The organism is Proluteimonas luteida (assembly GCF_021191695.1).
In the GTDB taxonomy this organism is placed as follows: Bacteria; Pseudomonadota; Gammaproteobacteria; order Xanthomonadales; family Xanthomonadaceae; genus Luteimonas; species Luteimonas luteida.
Window position 1 is genome coordinate 72,058 of record NZ_JAIWPT010000002.1, and the last position, 21,361, is coordinate 93,418.

The 21,361-nt window shown below is 71.9% G+C and carries 22 protein-coding genes and 1 other RNA gene; 3 read left to right on the forward strand and 20 right to left on the reverse strand.

Translation table 11 applies throughout. From position 1 onward, the window contains the following. Positions 1 to 5: 5 nt before the first annotated feature. The 12 genes from LDO26_RS02310 to rsmI all read right to left on the reverse strand — a co-directional run bounded on the left by LDO26_RS02310 (position 6) and on the right by rsmI (position 13,427). Positions 6 to 965 carry a D-alanine--D-alanine ligase gene (locus LDO26_RS02310; RefSeq protein ID WP_232129460.1) on the reverse strand — a complete coding sequence of 320 codons (960 nt, stop codon included), beginning with the start codon at positions 963 to 965 and terminating at the stop codon, positions 6 to 8. Beyond that, a complete protein-coding gene (murC, locus tag LDO26_RS02315; protein ID WP_232129461.1) occupies positions 962 to 2,410 on the reverse strand; it encodes a UDP-N-acetylmuramate--L-alanine ligase in 1,449 nt (482 codons plus the stop codon). The genes LDO26_RS02310 and murC overlap by 4 nt, the downstream gene beginning before the upstream one ends. Continuing rightward, on the reverse strand, positions 2,407 to 3,726 hold the full coding sequence (ftsW, locus tag LDO26_RS02320; protein WP_232129462.1) for a putative lipid II flippase FtsW: 1,320 nt from the start codon (positions 3,724 to 3,726) through the stop codon (positions 2,407 to 2,409). Before ftsW ends, murC begins: the two co-directional genes overlap by 4 nt. After that, the gene (gene mraY / locus LDO26_RS02325) at positions 3,726 to 4,811 is read right to left on the reverse strand and encodes a phospho-N-acetylmuramoyl-pentapeptide-transferase (RefSeq protein WP_232129463.1); all 1,086 of its coding nucleotides are present in this window, start codon (positions 4,809 to 4,811) and stop codon (positions 3,726 to 3,728) included. Before mraY ends, ftsW begins: the two co-directional genes overlap by 1 nt. Then, a complete protein-coding gene (locus LDO26_RS02330) occupies positions 4,801 to 6,219 on the reverse strand; it encodes a UDP-N-acetylmuramoyl-tripeptide--D-alanyl-D-alanine ligase (RefSeq protein WP_232129464.1) in 1,419 nt (472 codons plus the stop codon). The genes mraY and LDO26_RS02330 overlap by 11 nt, the downstream gene beginning before the upstream one ends. Next, a complete protein-coding gene (locus tag LDO26_RS02335; protein ID WP_232129465.1) occupies positions 6,216 to 7,763 on the reverse strand; it encodes a UDP-N-acetylmuramoyl-L-alanyl-D-glutamate--2,6-diaminopimelate ligase in 1,548 nt (515 codons plus the stop codon). Before LDO26_RS02335 ends, LDO26_RS02330 begins: the two co-directional genes overlap by 4 nt. Then, positions 7,760 to 9,571: a peptidoglycan D,D-transpeptidase FtsI family protein gene (locus tag LDO26_RS02340; protein WP_343226148.1), complete on the reverse strand. Its 1,812-nt coding sequence runs from the start codon at positions 9,569 to 9,571 to the stop codon at positions 7,760 to 7,762. Before LDO26_RS02340 ends, LDO26_RS02335 begins: the two co-directional genes overlap by 4 nt. Next, positions 9,568 to 9,837 (reverse strand): cell division protein FtsL, encoded by a 270-nt coding sequence (gene ftsL, locus LDO26_RS02345; protein WP_435594017.1) that lies wholly within the window; start codon positions 9,835 to 9,837, stop codon positions 9,568 to 9,570. Before ftsL ends, LDO26_RS02340 begins: the two co-directional genes overlap by 4 nt. Beyond that, on the reverse strand, positions 9,834 to 10,799 hold the full coding sequence (gene rsmH / locus LDO26_RS02350) for a 16S rRNA (cytosine(1402)-N(4))-methyltransferase RsmH (protein ID WP_232129466.1): 966 nt from the start codon (positions 10,797 to 10,799) through the stop codon (positions 9,834 to 9,836). The genes ftsL and rsmH overlap by 4 nt, the downstream gene beginning before the upstream one ends. Beyond that, positions 10,796 to 11,245 (reverse strand): division/cell wall cluster transcriptional repressor MraZ, encoded by a 450-nt coding sequence (locus LDO26_RS02355; protein WP_232129467.1) that lies wholly within the window; start codon positions 11,243 to 11,245, stop codon positions 10,796 to 10,798. The genes rsmH and LDO26_RS02355 overlap by 4 nt, the downstream gene beginning before the upstream one ends. Positions 11,246 to 12,049: 804 nt before the next feature. Then, an RNA gene (rnpB, locus tag LDO26_RS02360) (RNase P RNA component class A) lies at positions 12,050 to 12,427 on the reverse strand. A 127-nt stretch (positions 12,428 to 12,554) separates the two neighbouring features. After that, entirely contained in the window at positions 12,555 to 13,427 is an 873-nt protein-coding gene (rsmI, locus tag LDO26_RS02365) for a 16S rRNA (cytidine(1402)-2'-O)-methyltransferase (RefSeq protein ID WP_232129468.1), read from the reverse strand. Between the two features lie 58 nt (positions 13,428 to 13,485). Between rsmI and LDO26_RS02370 the strand changes: the two genes are divergently transcribed. Both LDO26_RS02370 and LDO26_RS02375 read left to right on the forward strand, forming a co-directional pair. Beyond that, positions 13,486 to 14,697: a penicillin-binding protein activator gene (locus tag LDO26_RS02370; RefSeq protein WP_232129469.1), complete on the forward strand. Its 1,212-nt coding sequence runs from the start codon at positions 13,486 to 13,488 to the stop codon at positions 14,695 to 14,697. After that, positions 14,694 to 15,065, forward strand: a complete 372-nt coding sequence (locus LDO26_RS02375; RefSeq protein ID WP_232129470.1) for a YraN family protein — start codon at positions 14,694 to 14,696, stop codon at positions 15,063 to 15,065. Before LDO26_RS02370 ends, LDO26_RS02375 begins: the two co-directional genes overlap by 4 nt. A 275-nt stretch (positions 15,066 to 15,340) precedes the next feature. Here LDO26_RS02375 and LDO26_RS02380 read toward each other — a convergent pair whose 3' ends face one another. Genes LDO26_RS02380 through LDO26_RS02400 form a run of 5 tightly spaced genes read right to left on the reverse strand, consistent with a single transcriptional unit; the run spans position 15,341 to position 18,282 of the window. Continuing rightward, positions 15,341 to 15,964 (reverse strand): hypothetical protein, encoded by a 624-nt coding sequence (locus tag LDO26_RS02380; protein ID WP_232129471.1) that lies wholly within the window; start codon positions 15,962 to 15,964, stop codon positions 15,341 to 15,343. Then, positions 15,961 to 16,629 (reverse strand): hypothetical protein, encoded by a 669-nt coding sequence (locus tag LDO26_RS02385; protein WP_232129472.1) that lies wholly within the window; start codon positions 16,627 to 16,629, stop codon positions 15,961 to 15,963. The genes LDO26_RS02380 and LDO26_RS02385 overlap by 4 nt, the downstream gene beginning before the upstream one ends. A 3-nt stretch (positions 16,630 to 16,632) precedes the next feature. Further along, positions 16,633 to 17,394 carry a phosphate/phosphite/phosphonate ABC transporter substrate-binding protein gene (locus LDO26_RS02390; protein WP_232129473.1) on the reverse strand — a complete coding sequence of 254 codons (762 nt, stop codon included), beginning with the start codon at positions 17,392 to 17,394 and terminating at the stop codon, positions 16,633 to 16,635. Beyond that, the gene (locus tag LDO26_RS02395; protein ID WP_232129474.1) at positions 17,391 to 17,909 is read right to left on the reverse strand and encodes a PAS domain-containing protein; all 519 of its coding nucleotides are present in this window, start codon (positions 17,907 to 17,909) and stop codon (positions 17,391 to 17,393) included. The genes LDO26_RS02390 and LDO26_RS02395 overlap by 4 nt, the downstream gene beginning before the upstream one ends. 10 nt (positions 17,910 to 17,919) lie before the next feature. After that, on the reverse strand, positions 17,920 to 18,282 hold the full coding sequence (locus LDO26_RS02400; RefSeq protein ID WP_232129475.1) for a roadblock/LC7 domain-containing protein: 363 nt from the start codon (positions 18,280 to 18,282) through the stop codon (positions 17,920 to 17,922). A gap of 300 nt (positions 18,283 to 18,582) precedes the next feature. Here LDO26_RS02400 and LDO26_RS02405 point away from each other — a divergent pair, with 300 nt between their 5' ends. Beyond that, positions 18,583 to 19,128 (forward strand): TlpA disulfide reductase family protein, encoded by a 546-nt coding sequence (locus LDO26_RS02405; protein ID WP_232129476.1) that lies wholly within the window; start codon positions 18,583 to 18,585, stop codon positions 19,126 to 19,128. Between the two features lie 38 nt (positions 19,129 to 19,166). Here LDO26_RS02405 and thiL read toward each other — a convergent pair whose 3' ends face one another. Genes thiL through ribH form a run of 3 tightly spaced genes read right to left on the reverse strand, consistent with a single transcriptional unit; the run spans position 19,167 to position 21,098 of the window. Continuing rightward, entirely contained in the window at positions 19,167 to 20,135 is a 969-nt protein-coding gene (thiL, locus tag LDO26_RS02410; RefSeq protein WP_232129477.1) for a thiamine-phosphate kinase, read from the reverse strand. A 10-nt stretch (positions 20,136 to 20,145) separates the two neighbouring features. Next, entirely contained in the window at positions 20,146 to 20,610 is a 465-nt protein-coding gene (nusB, locus tag LDO26_RS02415) for a transcription antitermination factor NusB (protein WP_232129478.1), read from the reverse strand. Then, positions 20,607 to 21,098, reverse strand: a complete 492-nt coding sequence (gene ribH, locus LDO26_RS02420) for a 6,7-dimethyl-8-ribityllumazine synthase (protein WP_232129479.1) — start codon at positions 21,096 to 21,098, stop codon at positions 20,607 to 20,609. The genes nusB and ribH overlap by 4 nt, the downstream gene beginning before the upstream one ends. Positions 21,099 to 21,361: the final 263 nt, after the last annotated feature.

A 21,361-nucleotide genomic window follows, 5' to 3' on the forward strand; every position in this document is an offset into this window, starting at 1 on the left:
CTGGCTCATCGCGTGATCACCTCCGCCGGCACGGTGGATTCGAGTACCCGCCAGCACAGCCCGGCGTAGTCGAGCCCGACCTGCGCCGCCGCCTTGGGCACCAGCGAGTGGCCGGTCATGCCCGGCGCGGTGTTGACCTCGATCAGCTGGTAGCCGCGCTCGACGTCGCGCATCAGGTCGACCCGGCCCCAGCCTTCGCAGCCGGCGGCGCGGAAGGCGGCCAGCGACAGCGCGCCGATCTCCGCCTCGTCCGCCGGCGACAGGCCCGGGCACAGGTACTGGGTGTCGTCGGCGATGTACTTGGCGTGGTAGTCGTACCACTCGCCCGCGGGCACGATCCGGATCGACGGCAGTGCGACGTCGCCGAGGATGCCGACGGTGAGCTCGTCGCCCTGAACCATCTGCTCCATCAGCAGCTCGCCGGCGTAGCCGGCGGCGAACTCGATCGCCGGTGGCAGGTCGTCGGCCGCCAGCACCCGGAACACGCCGACGCTGGAACCCTCGCATGCCGGCTTGACGAACACCGGATAGCCCAGCGTCTCGGCCGCGGCGCGCAGGTCGGCGCCGGCGGGCAGCCGCTCGAACCGCGGCGTCGGCAGGCCGGCGGCCATCCACACCTGCTTGGTGCGGATCTTGTCCATCGTCAGCGCGGAGCCGAGCACGCCGGAACCGGTGCAGGGGATGCCGAAGGCCTGCAGCAGGCCCTGCACCACCCCGTTCTCGCCGTCGCCGCCGTGCAGGATGTTGAACACGCGGTCGAAGCGGCCGGCGACGATCTCGCGCGCGAGCGCGGGCACGCCATCCACGGCGTGCGCGTCGACGCCACGCGAGCGCAGCGCGGCGAGTACGCCGTTGCCGGAATCCAGCGAGACCTCGCGCTCGGAACCGGGACCGCCGAGCAGCACGGCGACGCGCCCGAACACGGCCGGATCGGTGAAGCGCGGCGGCGGCAGCACGGCGCTCATCGCGGCGCCTCCGCGAAGCCCTGCGCGACCAGCTGCTGCACGGTCGCGCCGATGTCGCCGGCGCCCATCATCAGCAGCAGGTCGCCGTCGCGCAGGATGTCGGGCAGCACACCGGCCAGCTCGTCGGGCCGGTTGACGACCACCGGGTCGATGCGGCCGCGCGCGCGGATCGCCCGCGCCAGCGACTTGGCGTCGGCGCCTGCGATCGGTGCCTCGCCGGCCGGATAGACCTCGGTCAGCACCAGCGCGTCGACGTCCGACAGCACGCCGGCGAAATCGTCGAACAGGTCGCGGGTGCGGCTGTAGCGGTGCGGCTGGAACGCGACGACCAGGCGCCGGTCGCCCCAGCCGCCGCGCGCGGCGGAGAACACCGCCGCCAGTTCCTTCGGGTGATGGCCGTAGTCGTCGACCAGCTGCACGCGCGCGCCCTGCGGGGTGACGATCTCGCCGAGCAGGTTGAAGCGGCGGCCGATGCCCTCGAAGCTACCGAGCGCGGCGACGATCGCCTCCGGTGCGACGCCGAGCTGCCAGCCGACGGCGGCCGCGGCCAGCGCGTTGAGCACGTTGTGGTGGCCGGGCAGCGCAAGGCGCGCCTCGATCCGGGTGTTCTCCGGCAGGCACAGCGTGAACTGCATCGCCGCGCCGTCCTGGCGGATGTTCTCGGCACGGATGTCGGCCTCGTCGGACAGGCCGTAGGTCATCACGTGGCGCGGCAGGTCGACGGTCAGCCTCGCCACCTCCGGGTCGTCGATGCACAGCACGGCCAGGCCGTAGAACGGCAGCCGCAGCAGGAACTCGGAGAACGCCGCCTGCACCCGGGCGAAGTCGCCGCCGTAGTTTTCCAGGTGGTCGGCGTCGATGTTGGTGACCACCGCGATCAGCGGATTCAGGCGCAGGAAGCTGCCGTCGCTCTCGTCGGCCTCGGCCACCAGCCAGTCGCCGCTGCCCAGGCGCGCGTTGGCGCCGGCGGCGAGCAACTGGCCACCGACGACGAACGTCGGGTCCATGCCGCCTTCGGCCAGCACGCTGGCGGTCAGCGACGTGGTCGTGGTCTTGCCGTGGGTACCGGCGACGGCGATGCCGCGGCGGAAGCGCATCAGCTCGGCCAGCATCTCGGCGCGCGGCACGATCGGGATGCGCTGCGCGCGCGCCTCCATCAGTTCCGGGTTGTCGTGGCGGATCGCGCTGGAGACGACCACGCAGTCGGTGCCCAGCACGTTGGCCGCGGCATGGCCGCGATGCACGGTCGCGCCGAGCCGGACCAGGCGCCGGGTGGCCGCGCTGTCGGCGGTATCCGAGCCCGACACCTTGTAGCCCAGCGTGCACAGCACCTCGGCGATGCCGCTCATGCCGGTGCCGCCGATGCCGACGAAATGGACCCGCGAGAAGACCTTGGCGAAGTCCTCCTTCGACAGGCCACGGGTCTGGTGCAGGCGGCGGATCATGCGGAACTCCCTGTGCCGAACGTCGGTTCGGCGCGCTGGCGCAGGCGGCTGGTGCCGCGGCGGTTGTCGGTGGGCAGCGGCGGCTGCGCGGTCGGCGGCGGCGGGCCGGCGGCCGGTTCGGCCGGCTGCGCTTCGCCGCGCAGGCGCGCGACCTGGCGCTGGGCGCGGTCGAGCTCGTAGGACACGCGCAGCAGCAGGCCGATGGCGACGCAGGTCATCATCACGCTGGAGCCGCCCGACGACACCAGCGGCAGGGTCAGGCCCTTGGTCGGCAGCAGGCCGAGGTTGACGCCGATCGACACCAGGCTCTGCAGGCCGATCATCAGCGCCACGCCGAACGCGCAGTAGCCGGCGAAATGGCGCCGCATCTCCACGCATTTCAGGCCGACCCACAGCGCGCGCCCGACCAGCGCGACGAACAGGCCGACCACCAGGCAGACGCCGACGAAGCCCAGCTCCTCGGCCAGCACCGAGAAGATGAAGTCGGTATGCGCCTCGGGCAGGTACGACAGCTTCTGCACCGACGCGCCCAGGCCGACGCCCGAGAACTCGCCGCGGCCCACCGCCATCAGCGCGTTGCTGAGCTGGTAGCCGGCGCCGAGCTGGTCATCCCACGGATCCATGAACGAGGTGATGCGGCGCAGCCGGTAGGGCTCGAGGATCGCGACGAACGCGAACAGCGGCAGGCCGATGACCACCGGCGCGGCCATGCGCGGCAGGTGCACGCCGCCGAGCACCAGCATGCCGGCGGTCACCGCCAGCAGCAGCGAGGCCGAGCCGAAGTCCGGTTGCAGCAGCAGCAGCGCGACCAGCACGATCGCCACGCCCAGCGGCTTGATCATCGCCGGCCACGTCGCGTTGACCTCGTCGCGGAAGCGCACCAGGTAGCTCGCCAGCCAGACGATGTAGATGACCTTGACCGCCTCGACGACCTGGAAGTTGGACACGCCCAGGTTGATCCAGCGGTGCGCGCCGTTGACCGTACGGCCGAGCCCGGGCACGAATACGAGCAGCAGCAGGGCGACGCAGGCGACCAGCGCCAGGCGGTCGTACTTCTCGATGGTCCTGAGCTCGGTGCGCATGACCAGCGCGGCGAGCACGATGCCGGCCGCCAGGAACACCAGGTGGCGGCTGAGGAAGTAGTAGCGGCCGACGCCCATGTCCTCGCCGATCGCGATCGAGCTCGACGCGACCATGACGATGCCCAGCGTGGCGATGGCGATGGCGACGCCGACCAGCCACGGGTCGAAGCGCCCATGGATGTCGTCCAGGCGGGTGGCCTGGCGGACGCCGCTGCTGTCCCAGGTCGTCGCCATCAGCGCACCTTCAACGTGGCCAGGCCGACCAGCACGAGGATCACCGAGATGATCCAGAAGCGCACGATCACGCGCGGCTCCGGCCAGCCCTTGAGCTCGAAGTGGTGGTGGATCGGCGCCATCCGGAACACGCGCTTGCCGGTCAGCTTGAACGACGCGACCTGGATCATCACCGACAGCGTCTCGATGACGAAGATGCCACCCATGATCACCAGCACCAGTTCCTGGCGCACGATCACCGCGATCGTGCCGAGCACCGCGCCCAGCGCCAGCGCGCCGATGTCGCCCATGAACACCATCGCCGGATAGGTGTTGAACCACAGGAAGCCGAGCCCGGCGCCGGCGATCGCCGCGCAGATGATCACCAGCTCGCCGGCGCCCGGCACCTGCGGGATCTGCAGGTAGCTGGAGAACACCGCGTTGCCCGAGGCGTAGGCGAACACGCCCAGCGCACAGGCCACCAGCACCGTGGGCATGATCGCCAGGCCGTCGAGGCCGTCGGTCAGGTTGACCGCGTTGGAGAAGCCGACGATCCAGAAATAGGCGATCGCCACGAACGTCACCGAGACCAGCGGCAGCGCCACCGCCTTGAACAAGGGAATGTAGAACGTGGTCGCGGCGGGCACGTCGGCGGTGTGGAACAGGAACAGGCCCGCGGCCAGGCCGAACACCGACTGCAGCAGATACTTCCAGCGCGACTTCAGGCCGTTGGGGTCGCGGCGCACGATCTTGATCCAGTCGTCGTACCAGCCGATCGCGCCGAAGGCGATCATCACCGCCAGCACCACCCACACGTACTTGTTGCGCAGGTCGCCCCACAGCAGCACCGTCAGCAGCACCGTGATCAGGATCAGCGCGCCGCCCATGGTCGGCGTGCCGGCCTTGGAGAAGTGCGACTGGGGCCCGTCCTGGCGGATCGGCTGGCCGCCCTTGAGCTGGCCCAGGCGCCGGATCACCGCCGGCCCCAGCCACAGCGACAGCAGCAGCGAGGTCAGCGCGGCCAGGATGCCCCGGAAGGTGATGTACTGGAACAGTCCGAAAAAGTCGTCCAGTCCCTGCAGCCAGCGGGCGAGTTCAAGCAGCATCGTGTGTTGTTCCTTCCGCTTCGAGCAGCGCGGTGACGATCCGGTCCATCGCGCTGCCGCGGGAGCCCTTGATCAAAACCGTGATTGGGGATTCGTGATTCGGGATTGGAGAAAGCACTCCGGCTGACAGGTCGCTGGCGAGTTCGGCGATCAGTTCGTCATGGGTTTCGAAATGACGCGCGCCCTCGCCGAAGGCATCGGCGGCGTACGCGCTCAGCGGACCGAGCGCGTACAGCCGGGTGATGCCGGCGGCCTTCGCGCGCACGCCGGCCTGGGCGTGCATCGCGGCGCCGTCGCTGCCGAGCTCGCGCATGTCGCCGAGCACCAGCCAGCGCTCGCCGCCGGCCGCGGCCAGCGTGTCGATCGCCGCGTGCAGCGAGCCGGGATTGGCGTTGTAGCTGTCGTCGATCAGCAGCGCGCCGTTGCCGAGGCGGTGGCGCGCCAGCCGTCCGGCGACCGCTTCGGCCGAGGACAGGCCGGCGACGATGGTCGCCAGCGGCACGCCGGCCGCCAGCGCGATCGCGGTCGCGGCCAGCGCGTTGCGTACGTTGTGGCGGCCCGGCAACGGCAGCGCGACGTCGGCCTCGCCCGCCGGCGTGACCAGCCGGAAGCGCGTGTCGCCGTCGCCGCCGCGGACGTCGCGCGCGGCGATGTCGGCGGTCGCGTCGATGCCGAAGCGCAGCAGCCGGCGGCCATGCGCGCGCTCGGCAAAGTACGGGGCGAAGGCATCGTCGGCGTTGATGACCGCGGTGCCGTCGGCCGGCAGCGCGTCGTAGATCGCGGCCTTGGTGTCGGCGATGCCGAGCAGGCTGCCCATGCGCGCCATGTGCGCCGGCGCGATGTTGTTGACCAGGGCGATGCGCGGCCGCGCGATCGCGGTCAGGTACGCGATGTCGCCGGGCTTGCCCGCGCCCATCTCGTAGACCGCGTAGCGCGCGTCTTCGGGCGCATCGAGCACCGACAGCGGCAGGCCGATCTCGTTGTTGAGGTTGCCGGGGTTGAAACAGGTCGGCGCGTGGCGCGACAGGATCGACGCCACCAGCTGCTTGACGCTGGTCTTGCCGTTGCTGCCGGTGATGCCGATGACCAGTGCTTCGCGCGCGCCCTGTACCGACGCGGCCAGCGCGCCCAGCGCCTGTTCGGTATCGGCGACGACGATCTGCGGCAGCGCCACGTCCAGCGGCCGCGCGACCAGTGCCGCGGCGACGCCGGCTTGCGCCGCGCGCGCGACGTGGTCGTGGCCGTCGAAGCGCTCGCCCTGCAGGGCGACGAACAGCAGGCCGCGCGGATCGGCGGCATCGAGCCTGCGGGTGTCGGTGACGACCGCATCGATGCGCACGTCGTCGCCCGCGCCGTGCAGGCGGCCGCCGACCCGTTGCGCGATCCGCGCCAGCGACAGCGGGGTCACGGCCGCTCCTCCGCATCCTGCGGTCGCGGCCCTTGCACATCCCTGTGCGGCGTCGCAGCGCCCTCCCCGTCTCCGCGCGCATCCAGCGCGGCCTGCGCGACCAGGCGGTCGTCGAACGCATGCCGCACGCCGTCGATCTCCTGGTAGGGCTCGTGGCCCTTGCCGGCGATCAGCACGATGTCGCCCGGCTTCGCCGCGGCGATGGCATCGGCGATCGCGCGGCCGCGGTCGCGCTCGACCGTGACGCGTTCGGGATGGGCGAAGCCGGCCATGATGCCGGCGACGATCGCGTCGCCGTCCTCGCGCCGCGGGTTGTCGTCGGTGACGACGACGCGGTCGGCCTGGGCCTCGGCGATCGCCGCCATCTGCGGCCGCTTGCCGGTGTCGCGCTCGCCGCCGCAGCCGAACACCACGACCAGTTCGCCGCGCAGGTGGCCACGCAGCGACTGCAGCGCCTGCTGCAGCGGGTCGGGCTTGTGCGAGTAGTCGACGACCACCAGCGGCTGCGTTTCGCCGCCGCCGAGGCGGTTCATGCGCCCCGGGATCGGCTGCAGCGTCGCCAGCACGCGCGCGATCGTCGCGGCGTCGTGCTCCAGCGCATCCAGCACGCCGGCGGCGACCAGCAGGTTGTCGACGTTGAAGCGGCCGAGCAGCGGCGAGCGCACCGGCAGCGACTGCCCGTGGATGCGCAGCGTGAACGCCAAGCCGTGATCGCCGAGCACGATGTCGTGCGCGGCGACGTCCGCGGCGTCGCGGCCCGAGGCACTGACGGTGATCGCGCGCACGCCGGTGGCCAGTTGCGCCGGCAGCGTCGCGCCGAACGCATCGTCGGTGTTGATGACCGCCGCGCGCAGGCCGTCGCGTGCGAACAGCTTCGCCTTCGCGGCACCGTAGCCGGCCATGTCGCCGTGGTAGTCGAGATGGTCGCGGGTGAGGTTGCTGAACACCGCGACGTCGAAGTGCACCGCGTCCACGCGGCCCTGGTCGAGCGCGTGCGAGCTGACTTCCATCGCCACCGCCTGCGCGCCTGCATCGCGCAGCCGTGCCAGCAGCTCATGGGTCTGCAGCACCAGCGGCGTGGTGAACCCGTTGGGCTCGAGCGCGCCATGCAGGCCCGCGCCGAGCGTGCCGATGGTGCCTGCGCGACGGCCGACGGCCTCCAGCGCCTGCGCCAGCAGCTGCACGGTGGAGGTCTTGCCGCTGGTGCCGGTGACGCCGACCATCGCCATCGCCCGCGAGGGCCGGTCGTGGAATGCGTCGGCCATCGCGCCCATGCGCGCGCGCAGGCCGGGCACGGCGATCGCATCGGCCGGCGGCGCCGGCACGTCGGCGGGCACCGGCGGCTCGAACAGGATCGCGCCGACGCCGGCGGCCCGGGCCTGCTCGACGAAATGCAGGCCGTGGGTGCCGAAGCCGCCGATCGCCACGAAGGCGTCGCCGGGTCGCACCGCGCGACTGTCCTGCACCAGGCCGGTGACCGCCAGGTCGACCGGCACCACGGTGACATCGGGCAGCAGCTCGGACAGCAGCATCGCGCGGTTCATCGGGCGGCTCCCGGCTGCGCGGCGGTGGCCGGACGCGGATTGGCGCGCGCCTGGCGCGCCTCGGCCGCGGCCTGCGCGGCCAGCCAGGTCTCGATGTCGTCCGGCGGCACGTCCATCAGCCGCAGCGCGCCGTCCATCACCCGCTGGAACACCGGAGCGGACACGTAGCCGCCGCCGTAGGTCGAACCGCCCTTGGAGGTGTCCGGATCGTCGATGACCACGGCCATCGCGAATCGCGGGTTCTCCACCGGCACCAGGCCGGCGAAGAACGCGACGTAGCGACGCGCGTAGCCGCCGCCGCTGGCCTTGCGCGCGGTGCCCGACTTGCCGGCGACGTGGTAGCCCAGGATCGCCGCGCGCGTGCCCGTGCCGCCCGGTTCGGTGACGGTCTGCATCATCCGCACCACCTCGTCGGCGACCTCGGGCGACAGCACCTGGCGCGCCTCGCCGGTGCCGCCCTTGACGAAGGTCGGCGGCAACGCGCGGCCGTGGTTGCCGAGCGTGGCGTAGGCGCGCGCGATCTGCATCGGCGTGACCGACAGGCCGTAGCCGTAGGACATGCCCTGCTTGCTGGTGCCGCTCCAGCGCGAAGGGTCCGGGAACAGCCCGGCGGCCTCGCCCGGGAATCCGCTGCCGGTGCTCTGCCCGTAGCCGAAGCTGCGCACGAATTCGTAGAAGTACCGGTTGTCGAGCTTGTGCACGATCATCGCCGAGCCCACGTTGGAGCTCTTGGTGATGATGCCGGTGGTGTCGAGCACGCCGTAGTTGCGGAAATCGCTGGTCCGGAAGCGACCGTTCGGAATCCAGCCGGGGCTGGTGTTGAACGTGCTCGTCGGCGTGATCACGCCCTTCTCCAGCGCGGCGGCGACGGTGATCGGCTTCATCGTCGAGCCCGGCTCGAGCAGGTCGGTCACCGCCCGGTTGCGGTGCGCGTCGCGGTTCTCGCCGGTGACGCGGTTGTTGTTGTAGGTCGGCAGGTTGGCCATCGCCAGCACCTCGCCGGTCGCGACTTCCAGCACCACGATCGAGCCGGCGCTGGCGCCGGTCTCCTCCAGCGCGCGGCGCAGCTCGCGATGGGCCAGGAACTGGATGCGACGGTCGATGCTCAGCACCAGGTCCTTGCCCGGCTCGGCGGCGCGCACCAGGCTGACGTGCTCGACGATGCGGCCGTGGCGGTCGCGGATCACGTTCTGCGCGCCGGGCCTGCCGGTCAGCCAGTCGTCGAACGCCAGCTCGACGCCTTCCTGGCCGCGGTCGTCGATGTTGGTGAAGCCCAGCACGTGCGCCATCGCCTCGCCCTGCGGGTAGAAGCGCCGGTACTCGCGCTGCGAGAACACGCCGGGCACGCCGAGGTCGAGGATGCGCTTGGCCGCCGCCGGACTGATGCGGCGGTGGCGCGGGATGTACATGAACTCCTTGTCGGCGCGCTGCGACACCGCGCGCGACAGGTCGTCCAACGGCACGCCGATGGCCTCGGCCAGTTCCGGCAGGCGGTCGGGATGCTTGCTCAGTTCCTGCGGATTGGCCCACAGCGATTCGACCGGCGAGGAGATCGCCAGCGGCTCGCCGTTGCGGTCGGTGATCATGCCGCGCGAGGCCGGGATCGGCACTTCGCGGCGGAAGCGCGCGTCGGCCTTCTGCTGGTAGAAGGCATTGTCGATCAGCTGCAGGTCGACCGCGCGCACCACCAGCGCCGCCGCGCCCAGGCCCAGCGCGCCGGCGACCAGCGCCAGGCGCTTGCGCAGGTCGAACTGCGCGCGCTTGCGCGGCTTCTTGGCGTGACCGCCGCGGGCCCGGACGAACTTCATGGCCGCACCACCACGATCTCGGCGGTCTCGGGGAAGCGCATGCCAAGGCGCTCGCGCGCGACCTGGTCGACGCGGTTGCTCATCGCCACCGTCGCCTGTTCGAGCTGCAGCCGGCCGAACTCGATGTTGAGCTCGTCGCGCGCGCGCTCGAGCCGGGTCAGCTCGATGTACAGCTGCCGGTAGTCGTGGCGCGCGTAGACCACGCCGATCGCGGTGATGACGTTGGCGATCAGCAGCACGGCGAAGACCAGGTGGCGCAGTTTCATGCGGCGGCCTCCAGGTCGAGCTTCTCGGCCACCCGCAGCACCGCGCTGCGCGCGCGGGGATTGGCCTGCAGTTCGGCGTCGTCGGCCTTCCGCGCGTCGCCGACGCTGCGCAGCAGCGGCCGGAAGCCGGTGATCTCCGGCAGGCGGCGATTGCCGGCCGGCGCCTTCGCATGGCCGGCGATGAAGCGCTTGACGATGCGGTCCTCCAGCGAGTGGAAGCTGATCACCGCGAGCCGGCCGCCCGGCCGCAGCGCGGCGAGGGCGGCGTCGAGACCGGTTTCCAGGTCCGACAGCTCGCGGTTGACGTGGATGCGGATCGCCTGGAACGAACGCGTCGCCGGGTGCGTCTCCTTGCGCCCGGGCTTGCCGCGCGGCACGACGCCGGCGATCACCGCCGCCAGGTCCGCGGTGCGTTCGAACGGCGCCTCGGCCCGGCGCGCGACGATCGCCCGGGCGATGCGCCGGCTCAGGCGCTCCTCGCCCCAGGTCCACAGCACGTCGGCGATTTCCGCCTCGGACGCACGTGCCAGCCACTGTGCCGCGCTCTCGCCGCTGTCGGGGTCCATGCGCATGTCGAGCGGGCCGTCCTTGCCGAAGCTGAAGCCGCGGCCGGCGACGTCGAGCTGCGGCGACGACACGCCCAGGTCGAACAGCACGCCGTCCAGGCCGGCCTCGGCGACGGCGTCCCAGTGCGCGAGGTCGGCGAAACTGCCGCGACGGATCGAGACCCGCGGGTCGGTCCCGAAGGTCTGCGCAGCCACCGCGATCGCGTCCGGGTCCTTGTCCATCAGCAGCAACCGGCCTCCAGGCCCAAGCCGTTCCAGCACGCCACGCGCGTGCCCGCCGCGCCCGAACGTGCCATCGAGATAGCGACCACCCTCGCGCACACGCAGTCCGTCGATGACCTGCGTGTACAGCACCGGGAGGTGGCCGGACGGGGCATCCGCGCCACCGCCCGTCACAGTTGCAATCCGACGAGGTCGTCGCCGTCCATGTCGGCGTCGCTGAGCGTCTGCCGGATCTGCGCCTGGTGGGCCTGCTCGCTCCACAGTTCGAACTTCTCGCCCATGCCGACCAGCACCGCCTTGCGCTCGATGCCCACGGTGTTGCGCTGGCTGGCGGGGATGCCGATGCGGCCGCTGCCGTCGGGCTCGACGACCATCGCCGCGCCGACCAGCTTGAGCTGCAGCGTGCGGTTGGTGGAGCGGGTGCGCGGCAGCGCGTTGACCTTGTCGCGGATGCCTTCCCAGACCGATTCCGGATACAGGTAGAGGCTGCCCGCGTCGAACGGGTTGTAGGTCAGGACCAGGCGGTTCCCGCATTCACGCGCGACGACGTCCCGGTAGGCGGTCGGAATCGCCAGCCGGCCCTTGTCGTCGATGGTGATGGCGGTCTCGCCCTGGAACACGTCCGTCCTGCCTGGGTTACCCGTCTTCGGCGGGCTTCAGCGCTGGAAAACCACAAAATTCCCGGTTTCCCCACGAGTCGCCACCTTATGACCCACCCACAGGGTTGTCAACAGCTTTTTCCGGCGAATTTCGCCAGTCCCGTCAATGACTTGCGGCAATCTTCAGAGACTTGTTCAAGCTTTATCCACAAGCGTTTGTTTCGTCTCAAATTTTGAGATTGGACACGTTTTGGACCTGAACGACGGCATCACATGGTCTTTACGGAATCGTCATGCTGCGATGCAGCATCCAGGAGGTGCGGGTTTCTGGAATCGGGCACGTATCGGTCGCGGCTGCGGGGATCGCGCGCTCCTCCGGAGCCAAGCGAGAACAGGCTGGGCTTCACCCTGCCCCCACCCGCGGGAGAGAAGGCCGATCAGGCTGTGCTGGGACCAGCTTCACCCCTTCTCCCGCCCGCGGGAGAAGGTGGCCCGAAGGGCCGGATGAGGGCGCTTCAGGGCCGCCAAATCCAGCTCCTCGCAAGCGGCCGCCCCCATCCCAACCCTTCCCCCGCGAGCGGGGGAAGGGCGATCGCGCCATGCGGGACCGGCTTTGCCCTTCTCCCGCTCACGGGAGAAGGTGGCCCGAAGGGCCGGATGAGGGGGCTCCAGGGCCGGCAAATCCAGCTCAGCGCGAGCGATCGCCCCCATCCCAACCCTTCCCCCGCGAGCGGGGGAAGGGCGACGGTGCCGAGCGGGACCGGCTCCAATGACGATCATGTCGCCCGAACGGTTCCGATTCCGGAATTGTCTAAAGAAGCAGGGTGGCGGAGCCGGCCGGTAAGCCGGGTTCTGTCGTGGACAGTCATTCCTCTAGGCGCAGCGTCACCGCTACGCTCGAGCAACCTACCCGGACCCGACGCGGGCAACGTCATGAGGTCCCTATTTGGTCTTGCTCCCGGTGGGGTTTGCCGTGCCGGCCTGTTGCCAGGCTCGCGGTGCGCTCTTACCGCACCATTTCACCCTTGCCTGATCCGGCCGCCCCGAAGGACGCCCGGCCATCGGCGGTATCTTTCTGTTGCACTTTCCGTCGGCTCGCGCCGCCCAGGCGTTACCTGGCACCGTGCCCTGTGGAGCCCGGACTTTCCTCGGCATCGACAGGAACCGGGGTCCCCGTGATGACGCGACTGTCTGGCCGACTCCGCCACGTGCATTCTCGCACGCCCGCGCCGGAGCGGCGCAGATCCCGGGCGTCTCATCGAACAACGCCTACGAGCACGCCGCGCATGCACACTCCCCCGACGATGGATCCAGGACCGCTTGGACCGGCTCAGGCGTCCCCGGTTCCCGGGCTGGACCCGCCCGAGCCGTACAGGTCCTTGCGCGAGGCACCGGTCAGTTCCGCGGCGACCCGGGCGGCGGTCGACGGCGGCAGATGCGCGACCAGTGCGGCGTAGACCCGCCGGCCTTCGACGGTGCGCGCGTCGCTGTCCTCGCCCGCGCCCTGCACCAGCACCACGAACTCGCCCTTGCGCTGGTTGGGATCGGCCAGCACCCGCGCATGCAGGTCGCCGAGGCTGCCGTCGAGCACGGTCTCGAACAGCTTGGTCAGCTCGCGCGCCAGCACCGCCGGGCGGTCGGGGCCGAACGCCTGCGCGGCGTCGGCCAGCATCGCGTCGATGCGGTGCGAGGACTCGTAGAACAGCAGCGTGCGCGGCTCGGCGGCCAGCGCCTGCAGGCGTTCGCGGCGCGCGCCGGCCTTCGCCGGCAGGAAGCCCTCGAACACGAAGCGGTCGCTGGGCAGGCCGGCCACGCTGAGCGCGGCGACCAGCGCGCTGGGCCCCGGCACCGGCGAAACCCGGATGCCCGCCGCGCGCGCCGCGCGCACCAGCCGGAATCCGGGGTCGCTGACCAGCGGGGTGCCGGCGTCGCTGACCAGCGCCAGCGATTCGCCGTCCAGCAGACGCGCGACCAGGCGCTCGGCCAGCGCGTCCTCGTTGTGCTCGTGCAGCGCCACCAGCGGCCGCTCGATGCCGAAATGGCCGAGCAGCTGGCGGGTGTGCCGGGTGTCCTCGGCGCAGATCGCGGCGACCGCGCGCAGCGTGTCCCGGGCACGCGGCGACAGGTCGCCGAGGTTGCCGATCGGCGTCGCCACGACGTGCAGGATGCCGGACGCGGCCGGTGTTGCGGGATGTGCCGACATCGTCTCCACGCGGGGGGAACGTTAGAATGCGGCCATTATCCTGCAGCGGAACCGCAACATGGCAGCTTCGACGTCGCGTCATCCGACCGCCCGCCTTCCGGCCGCGCGCCTCGCGCTGGGCCTGGCGCTGGCGGTGTTCGCCGCCGGCTGCGCGACGGTGCAGACCACCCGCCCGGCCGACGTCGAGACCCCGTCCGAGGCCACCGTCGATCCCGCCCGCTGGGCATTCGACGACAGCCGGCCGCCGGCCGCGAGCGACGGCTACCGGCCGCCGCGCAAGCTGGCGGTGCTGCTGCCGATGACCGGATCGCTGGCCACCGCAGCCGCCCCGGTCCGCGACGGCCTGCTGGCCGGCTACTACGGCGAGCGCCGGACCCGCCCGGAGCTGGCGTTCTACGACACCGCCGGCACCGCGGCCGGCGCGGCCGCGGCCTATGCGCGCGCGGTGTCGGAGGGCGCCGACCAGGTGGTCGGTCCGCTCGGGCGCGACGAGGTCACGACCCTGTTCCAGTCCGCCGGCGGCGTGCCGCTGCTGGCGCTGAACCGCGGCAACGTGGCCGCGCCCGACAATGCCGCGGCGTTCTCGCTGGCACCGGAGGACGAGGGCGACGCCGCCGCGCAGTACCTGCTCGCCCGCAACGCCCGCAACGTGCTGGTGCTCAGCAACGGCGACGACAACGCGCGCCGCAGCGTGGACGCGCTGCGCGCGCGGCTGACCCAGGAAGGCGGCGGTGTGGTCGGCATCGTCGCCATCGTCGGGGATTCGCCGGTCGACCAGACCGAGGCGCTGCGCGCGGCGGTGCTCGCCGAGTCCGGCGTCGATGCGGTGTTCCTCGCGCTGCGCGGCAACCAGGCGCGCGTGATCGCGCCGCAGCTGTCGGTCGCCGGCCTCGGCAGCCGCCTGCGCATCGGCACCTCGCAGCTGACCCTGGGCACCGGCAAGGCGGAAGAGGACCAGATCCTCGACGGCATCGTGTTCCCGACCGAAAGCTGGGCCACCGGCGCCAGCGCGCGTTCGCTGCCGCCGCTGGCCAGCGTGGCGGCGGAACTGCCGACCGCGCGCGGCCAGGCGGCGAAGCTGTTCGCCTTCGGCAACGACGCGTGGCTGCTCAGCGGCTACCTGGAGCACCTGGCGCGGCAGCCCGATTCGGCCATCGGCGGCGCCACCGGCATGCTGCGCATTGGCCCCGACGGCACGGTGCTGCGCACGCCGGCCTGGGCGACCTGGCGCGGCGGCCACGTCGTGCCGCAGACGGACGCCGGCGGTTGAACACGCGCCGCCGCGACGGCGCAGCGGCGGAACGGCGGGCCTGCGCGCACCTGCAGGCGGCGGGTCTGCGGCTGCTCGCGGCCAACGTCGCCTGCCGCGGCGGCGAGATCGACCTGGTGATGCGCGACGGCGACTGCGTGGTGTTCGTCGAGGTGCGGCACCGGCGCAGCGCCGCGTTCGGCGGCGGCGCGGCGTCGGTCGATGCCGGCAAGCGCCGGCGGCTGGTGCTGGCGGCGCAGCAGTTCCTGCAGGCCGACCGCACGCTGCGCGATCGCCCCTGCCGCTTCGACGTGGTCGAGAGCAGCGGCCCGGCCGACGGCGCGACACTGCGCTGGATCCGCGACGCGTTCCGCGCCGACGACATCTGAGCGTCGGCTTTAGGTTCTTCGCCCGAGTCCGGGAAAGACGCGCGCCTTGCGTAGGTCGGCCCCACGCGGCCGACGTGCGCGGTGTCCGGGGTCGAGAGGTGCGAGGCGTCCCGGCGTCGGGGGCGTTGCCCCGACCTACGACACATGGCTCCGAAGACTTCTTCCGTCCTGGCGTCGGGGACGTTGCCCCGACCTGCGACCGGGGAACCCCGGGAGTCGGAAAAGAGCTCCGCTCTGTGGCACCGGCCGGACGCGGACAGGCCGACCGCAGGTGGTTACGCGGGGTCGGTATCGGGCCGGAAGCGCTTGCCGGCCAGGCGGATGCTCCAGACCAGTTCCACCATCGCCAGGTTGTTGAGCAGCGGCTCGCCGCCGGCGATCAGCCAGTAGCCGGCGCCGTCGACCCAGAACGGCACGAACGACCAGTCCGGCACCAGCAGGTGCATGTCGGAGAAGAACGACACGTAGCGCTGCGCGCCGGTCCAGCCGCGCTGGCTCTGGCGGCGCGCGTAGGCGGCGAAGTCCGCGGCGGCGACGCTCAGCGTCTCGGCCTCGTCGAGGTCGACGCCGGAATAGCCCAGGCAGAATCCGCCATCGGACGCCAGCACCGCGCGGCGCTCGCCCGACAGCGGCGCGATCACGTGCTGGGCGAAATCGTCGAGGCGCACGTCCGGGCCCGGCACCGGCCGGCGCAGCACGCCGATCCAGTCGCGGCTGCGCGCCTCGGCCAGGATCTCCTGGTGGTGGCGGATGCCCTCGGCCCACTCGTCCTGGCGCAGCGCGTTGCGCGCCGACAGCAGTTTCTGCAACGCCAGCTGGGTCGCATCGGGCTCGGCATCGGCGAACGCGTGCAGCGTGCCCAGCGGGGTCAGCGTCAGCCAGACATCGGTCTCGGTCATCGCGGCATGTCCATCAGAAGGAATCCCTGCCCCGGCGTCGCGTCTGGCTGCGCGTCGCCGAAGCTGTCGTGCTGGGCGAGCCAGGCCGATACCCGCTCCCAGCGCTCGTCGACGACGATGTCGGCGCGGCGCAGGTCGCGCATCGCCAGCATGAAGGCGAGCTTGTCGTGGCAGGAGATGCAATGGTCGAGGAAGCGCTGCTCGATCCGCGCGGCCTCCGTCGGCTCGCCTTCGTACAGCGCCTCGAACACCTCGCGCGCCAGTCGCCGCGAATCGTCGGAATTGCCGCGGCGCCGGCGCGTCGGCACTTCGGCCGACGGCTGCGCCAGCACGCTCCAGCGCGTGGCCAGCGGGGTGATCCGGAACACCCGCGGCCCGCGCACCGCGCGCGCGAACGCCTGCAGCACGTAGGGATTGAGCCGCGCGCCGACCATCTGCAGCGCGCTGTCGCAGACCGTCGGCTCGTCGCGCGACAGGCCGACGAAGAGGTCGGCCAGCACGCCCTGCACCGGCTCCTCGCCGGGCAGGCGCAGCGCCGCGTGCAGCCGCGCCAGGTGCGCGCCGGCATCCTTCGGGCGCCTGGCGACCTCGCGGGTATGGCTGCGCAGCGTCGCGCGGACGTCGGCGTCGGCAGCGCGCTGGTCGTGGTCGGCGGGCGTTCGCATCGATCAGTCCAGCAGGGTGTCCATGAGGTCGATCATGAACTCGACGTCCTCGTCGTCCATCGCCTCGAAGCCCTGCGGCAGGCCAAGCGCCTCGAGCACCGCGGCATCGCCGGCCGGATTGGCCGAAGCGCGGCCCACGCCCAGCAGCGCGTCGCGCAGCGCCGGCAGGTCGTCGCCGATGCGCGGATGCGCCAGCAGCACGTGGCTGATGTCGCACAGCCGGCTCTCGACCAGCACGTGCAGGCGTTCGCGGGTCAGCCGCGACAGCGCGTGGTAGGCGTCGGCGAGGAAGAACCCGGCGTCGGCGTCGCCGGCCAGCAGCTGGCGCGCGAGCGCCGGCCAGCTGTCGGCATGCAGCCACTGCAGGTCGGCATCGGCCAGGTCGGCCGGCTCGAGCAGGCGCAGGCCGATCAGGCGCACGTCGCGGTTGTCGGTCGCGGCGATGCGGGCGCCGGGCCGGAGGTCCTCGACCACGCGTAGCGGCGAATCCGCGCGGGTGGCGATGACCATCTCGTCGGAGCGGCCGACCGGGCGCGCGAACGCGCGGTAGCCCTGACCGCGCACCAGCGCGGTGGCATCGAAGGGATTGGCGTAGATCAGGTCGGGCGCGTCGCCGGCCACCAGCTCGGCCTGCTCGCGGGTATCGGCCGGCATCTGCAGGTGCAGGCCGATGCCCGAGCGGCGCTGCAGCAGGGTGTTGAGCATGTACCAGCCGGGGAACGCACCGGGCGGGAAATCCGGCGCGACCATGAAATTGAAGGTCATGCGGCAGCCTCCGGCAGCGCCGGCCTGCCCGCGGCTTCGGCGTCCAGCCATTGCCGGTACAGCGGCAGCACCGCCTCGATGCGCGCGCGCGACGGTTTGCGCCGGACCGAGGTGTAGCCGACCACGCGGCCGTCGCGGATATTCGGCAGCGCGGTCGCGTAGACCCAGTAGTACGCGCCGTCACGGCGCAGGTTCTTGACGTAGCCGTGCCATTTGCCGCCGGCCTGCACGGTCTCCCACAACTGCCGGAATGCCTCGCGCGGCATGTCGGGGTGGCGCAGGATGCTGTGCGGCGCGCCGATCAGCATCTCGCGCGGATAACCGCTGATCTCGACGAATGCGGCATTGGCATGGGTCAGCACGCCATCGAGGTCGGTCCGCGAGACGATCAGGCGCCCGTCGGGATACGGCACTTCGCGTTCGGTCCAGTAGACCAGGCGTTCGCTGCCGTCGTGGTAGCGCATGCGCATGGACCGGTGCGGCGCCGTGGGCATTTCCATGTCGGGAAGTCGCATCGCCGCCCCCTCAGATGATCTTCGCGAGCGCGGCGGCCGCGCGCTTGATGTCGAGGAACACCAGGCCGAGCCGGGCGTTGCCGCGCGCGAGCACGGTCAGCACCGCCTCCGGACCGGCCGCGGACATGATCACGTAGCCGTCCTCGCCCTGCACCAGCACGCGTTCGAGCTTGCCGCGCGCCAGTTCGCGCGCGGTGCGCTCGCCCAGCGCCAGCAGCGCGGCGGACATCGCGCCGACGCGGTCCTCGTCCATGCCCTGCGGCATCGCCGAGGACATCATCAGGCCGTCGACCGAGATCAGCGCCGACGCCTCGATGTCCGCGGTGGAGCCGTTGAGGTCGGCGAGGATGTTCTGGAACTGGTCGGTGCGCATGACGATGGAAACCCGCAGGAAGAATGCGACGTATTGGACGCGCCGGGCCGCGTGGCTGCGTTGATCTGGATCAATGCAGCGGCCGGCGGCCCGGAAACCCGTGGATGCCGTCGTCGATTGCGCGATGCCCATCACAGTGACGACCACCCGCGCGCACGCGCCACGACCGCGGGATGCGCGACGCGCGCTCACTCCCATTGCGGCGGGCGGCGTGCGACGATCGCCACGGGGAAGTGCCCGGTAGTCTCCGGGCCCATGGCAACAGGGATCGCGGGGATCCCGGGGAGAACAGGGATGCGGATGACTTCACTGCTGCTGGCCATCGTGCTGGCCGCGGGCAGCGGGTGGGTGCAGGCGGCCGCGGGATCGAAAGCGCCGCCGGCGGTCGGCAGCATGCCGCCGAACACGATCGGCAAGGACAACGCAGGCAACCCGGTCGACCTCGACGCGCTGCACGGCAAGGTCGTGATCGTCACCTTCTGGGCCTTGTGGTGCCCGCCGTGCCGCCAGGAACTGCCGGTGCTCGGCCACTTCCAGCAGGTGGTCGGCCGCGACGCGCTCGAGGTGGTCGCGGTGAACTTCAAGGAGCCGCGCCGCGATTTCGTCAACCTGGTCCGCAGGAACCGCGACATCGACCTGACCTGGGTCCACGATGCACGCGGCACGCTGGCCGCGCAGTACGGCGTGGAGTCGCTGCCGCACATGTTCATGCTCGACCGCGAGGGCCGCGTGGCCTTCACCCATCGCGGCTACAGCGAGGCGGCGCTGCCGGGCATCATCGACGAGGTGCTGAGCCTGCTGCCCGACGAGGTGAAGGCGCGTCCGGCGGCAGCGCCGCCGCGCTGAGCGCCCGGGCGCGGCGCCGGCGCCGGCGCCGATGCGGCTCAGCGCGCGCCGAAGTGGTCGAAGCCCGACCTGTCCGCCCGCCAAGGCATTCCCGTCGCGTCGCGCGCGTCGACGCCCTGCCCGGCCACGATGCGGCCGACACGGGTCACCGCGCAGCCGCTGCCCGCGGCCGCCCGCGCCACCGCGGCGCGGGCCTGCATCGGCGCGGCGAAGCACAGTTCGTAGTCGTCGCCGCCGGTCGCCTGCAGGCGACGGCGCGCATCGCCGGCATGCAGTGACCGCAGCGCCGGCGACGCCGGCAGCGCATCGACATCGATTTCGGCACCGACGCCGCCGGCCTGGCAGACATGGCCGAGATCGGCCAGCAGGCCGTCGGAGACGTCGATCGCGGCGTGCGCGATTGCGGCCAGCGATTCGCCCAGCGCGACCCGCGGGGTCGGCCGGTCGAGGCGCGCGCGCAGCCACGGGTCCGGTGCGGCATCGCCCGCGGACCACTGCATCAACGCGGCCGCGGCATCGCCGAGCGTGCCGCTGACCCAGATGTCGTCGCCGGCCACGGCGCCGTCGCGGCGCAGCGCGCGGCCGGGCGCGACCAGGCCGTGCACGGCGACGCAGACCGACAGCGGCCCGCGCGTGGTGTCGCCACCGACCAGGGCCACGCCGTGCTCGGCGGCGAGCGCGAGGAAGCCGTCGAGGAAACCGTCGACCCAGGCCGGATCGGAAGCCGGCAACGACAGCGACAGCGTGCACCACGCAGGCGTCGCCGCCATCGCGGCGAGGTCGGACAGGTTCACCGCCAGCGACTTCCAGCCGATGCCGGCCGGCGCACTGCCGTCGGGAAAATGCACACCGGCGTTGAGCGTATCCATCGCGACCACCAGCTGGCGGCCGGGCGGCAACTGCACGATGGCGGCGTCGTCGCCGATGCCGAGCACCACGTCGTCGCGCGCCGCGACCCGCGCGCGGATCCGCGCGATCAGGTCGAACTCGCCGGTGCCGGCCGTCATCGTCGGCCGCTCAGCGCGAGCGCGGGGCCCCGACCTCGGGCGCGCGCCACGCCGCGGCGGCCTGGTCCAGCACGCCGTTGACGTAGGTGTGGCCGTGTTCGGAGCCGAAGCGCTTGACCGTCTTCAGCGCCTCGTCGATGACCACGCGATAGGGCACGTCGATGCGGTGCTGCAGTTCATAGGTGGCGATCCGCAGCATCGCGCGCTCGATCGGATCGACCTCGTCGATGGCGCGGTCGAGAAACGGCTGCAGCGCGGCGTCGAGTTCCCGGTAACGCCCGCCGACACCGCGCACCAGGTCCTCGAAGTACGCCAGGTCCGCCTGCTCCTTGGCCTGCTCGTGCGCGAACTGGGCGATGATGCCGGCGACGTCCGCGCCCGAGAGCTGCATCGCGTAGACGGCCTGCAGCGCGCGGCGCCGGGCGCGCGAACGCAGAACGGGATCGACGCCGTGCTTGTTGTGGCGCTGGGTCATGGCAGTTCGTCCAACGGTGCGTCCAATACTCTGTCGAGCAGATTGCTCATTTCGATGGCGACGATCGCCGCTTCCTCGCCCTTGTTGCCGTGGCTGCCGCCGGCGCGCTTCTCCGCGTCGGCATAGTCCTCGACCGCGAGCACGCCGTTGGCCACCGGCACGCCGGTGTCCAGCGCCACCCGCATCAGCGCATCGCTGCAGCCGTCGGCGACCTGCTCGTAATGCCGCGTGTCGCCGCGCACGACGCAGCCCAGCGCGAGGATCGCGGCATGGCGGCCGGCGCGTGCGACATGGCCGCAGACCAGCGGAATCTCCCATGCGCCCGGCACCCGGATCACGTCGACGGCGTCCTCGGCGACGCCGTGGTCGCTGAACGCCTTGCGCGCACCGGCGACCAGGGTGTCGGTGATGCGCGGGTTCCAGCGGCTGGCGATGATCGCGAAGCGCGCATTGTCGGGCGCACGCAGGTCGCCTTCGAAGTGGCTCATGAAGCACCAGTGCAGACCGGGGCCCGCCAGTTTAGCGTGCGCCACTGCGCGCGGCACGCGGCAAGGGGTTTCCGCGGTTCTTCCCCCATGCGCAGGCTGCCCCGCGCGGCCGACGCGTGTGGCGTCCGGGCTCGCGAGTCGCGGCGTCGGGGGCGTGGCCCCGACCTGCCGCTGCGATCCGTGTGGTGGCGGGCCGGGACCCGCCCGACGTCCCCACCCCGGTTCGGTTCGGTACCGCGGAAGGTGCCCGTCCGCAGCCGGTC

Excerpts from the sequence above, each read along its gene's own strand:
- thiL (WP_232129477.1), bottom strand. The coding sequence starts at position 20,135 with ATGACGGCCGGCACCGGCGAGTTCGACCTGATCGCGCGGATCCGCGCG.
- rsmI (WP_232129468.1), bottom strand. The coding sequence starts at position 13,427 with ATGTCGGCACATCCCGCAACACCGGCCGCGTCCGGCATCCTGCACGTC.
- LDO26_RS02380 (WP_232129471.1), bottom strand. The coding sequence starts at position 15,964 with ATGACCGAGACCGATGTCTGGCTGACGCTGACCCCGCTGGGCACGCTG.
- LDO26_RS02390 (WP_232129473.1), bottom strand. The coding sequence starts at position 17,394 with ATGACCTTCAATTTCATGGTCGCGCCGGATTTCCCGCCCGGTGCGTTC.
- LDO26_RS02310 (WP_232129460.1), bottom strand. The coding sequence starts at position 965 with ATGAGCGCCGTGCTGCCGCCGCCGCGCTTCACCGATCCGGCCGTGTTC.
- LDO26_RS02400 (WP_232129475.1), bottom strand. The coding sequence starts at position 18,282 with ATGCGCACCGACCAGTTCCAGAACATCCTCGCCGACCTCAACGGCTCC.
- LDO26_RS02370 (WP_232129469.1), top strand. The coding sequence starts at position 13,486 with ATGGCAGCTTCGACGTCGCGTCATCCGACCGCCCGCCTTCCGGCCGCG.
- LDO26_RS02395 (WP_232129474.1), bottom strand. The coding sequence starts at position 17,909 with ATGCGACTTCCCGACATGGAAATGCCCACGGCGCCGCACCGGTCCATG.
- ftsL (WP_435594017.1), bottom strand. The coding sequence starts at position 9,837 with ATGAAACTGCGCCACCTGGTCTTCGCCGTGCTGCTGATCGCCAACGTC.
- LDO26_RS02340 (WP_343226148.1), bottom strand. The coding sequence starts at position 9,571 with ATGAAGTTCGTCCGGGCCCGCGGCGGTCACGCCAAGAAGCCGCGCAAG.
- LDO26_RS02385 (WP_232129472.1), bottom strand. The coding sequence starts at position 16,629 with ATGCGAACGCCCGCCGACCACGACCAGCGCGCTGCCGACGCCGACGTC.
- ribH (WP_232129479.1), bottom strand. The coding sequence starts at position 21,098 with ATGAGCCACTTCGAAGGCGACCTGCGTGCGCCCGACAATGCGCGCTTC.
- ftsW (WP_232129462.1), bottom strand. The coding sequence starts at position 3,726 with ATGGCGACGACCTGGGACAGCAGCGGCGTCCGCCAGGCCACCCGCCTG.
- LDO26_RS02405 (WP_232129476.1), top strand. The coding sequence starts at position 18,583 with ATGACTTCACTGCTGCTGGCCATCGTGCTGGCCGCGGGCAGCGGGTGG.
- nusB (WP_232129478.1), bottom strand. The coding sequence starts at position 20,610 with ATGACCCAGCGCCACAACAAGCACGGCGTCGATCCCGTTCTGCGTTCG.
- LDO26_RS02335 (WP_232129465.1), bottom strand. The coding sequence starts at position 7,763 with ATGAACCGCGCGATGCTGCTGTCCGAGCTGCTGCCCGATGTCACCGTG.
- murC (WP_232129461.1), bottom strand. The coding sequence starts at position 2,410 with ATGATCCGCCGCCTGCACCAGACCCGTGGCCTGTCGAAGGAGGACTTC.
- mraY (WP_232129463.1), bottom strand. The coding sequence starts at position 4,811 with ATGCTGCTTGAACTCGCCCGCTGGCTGCAGGGACTGGACGACTTTTTC.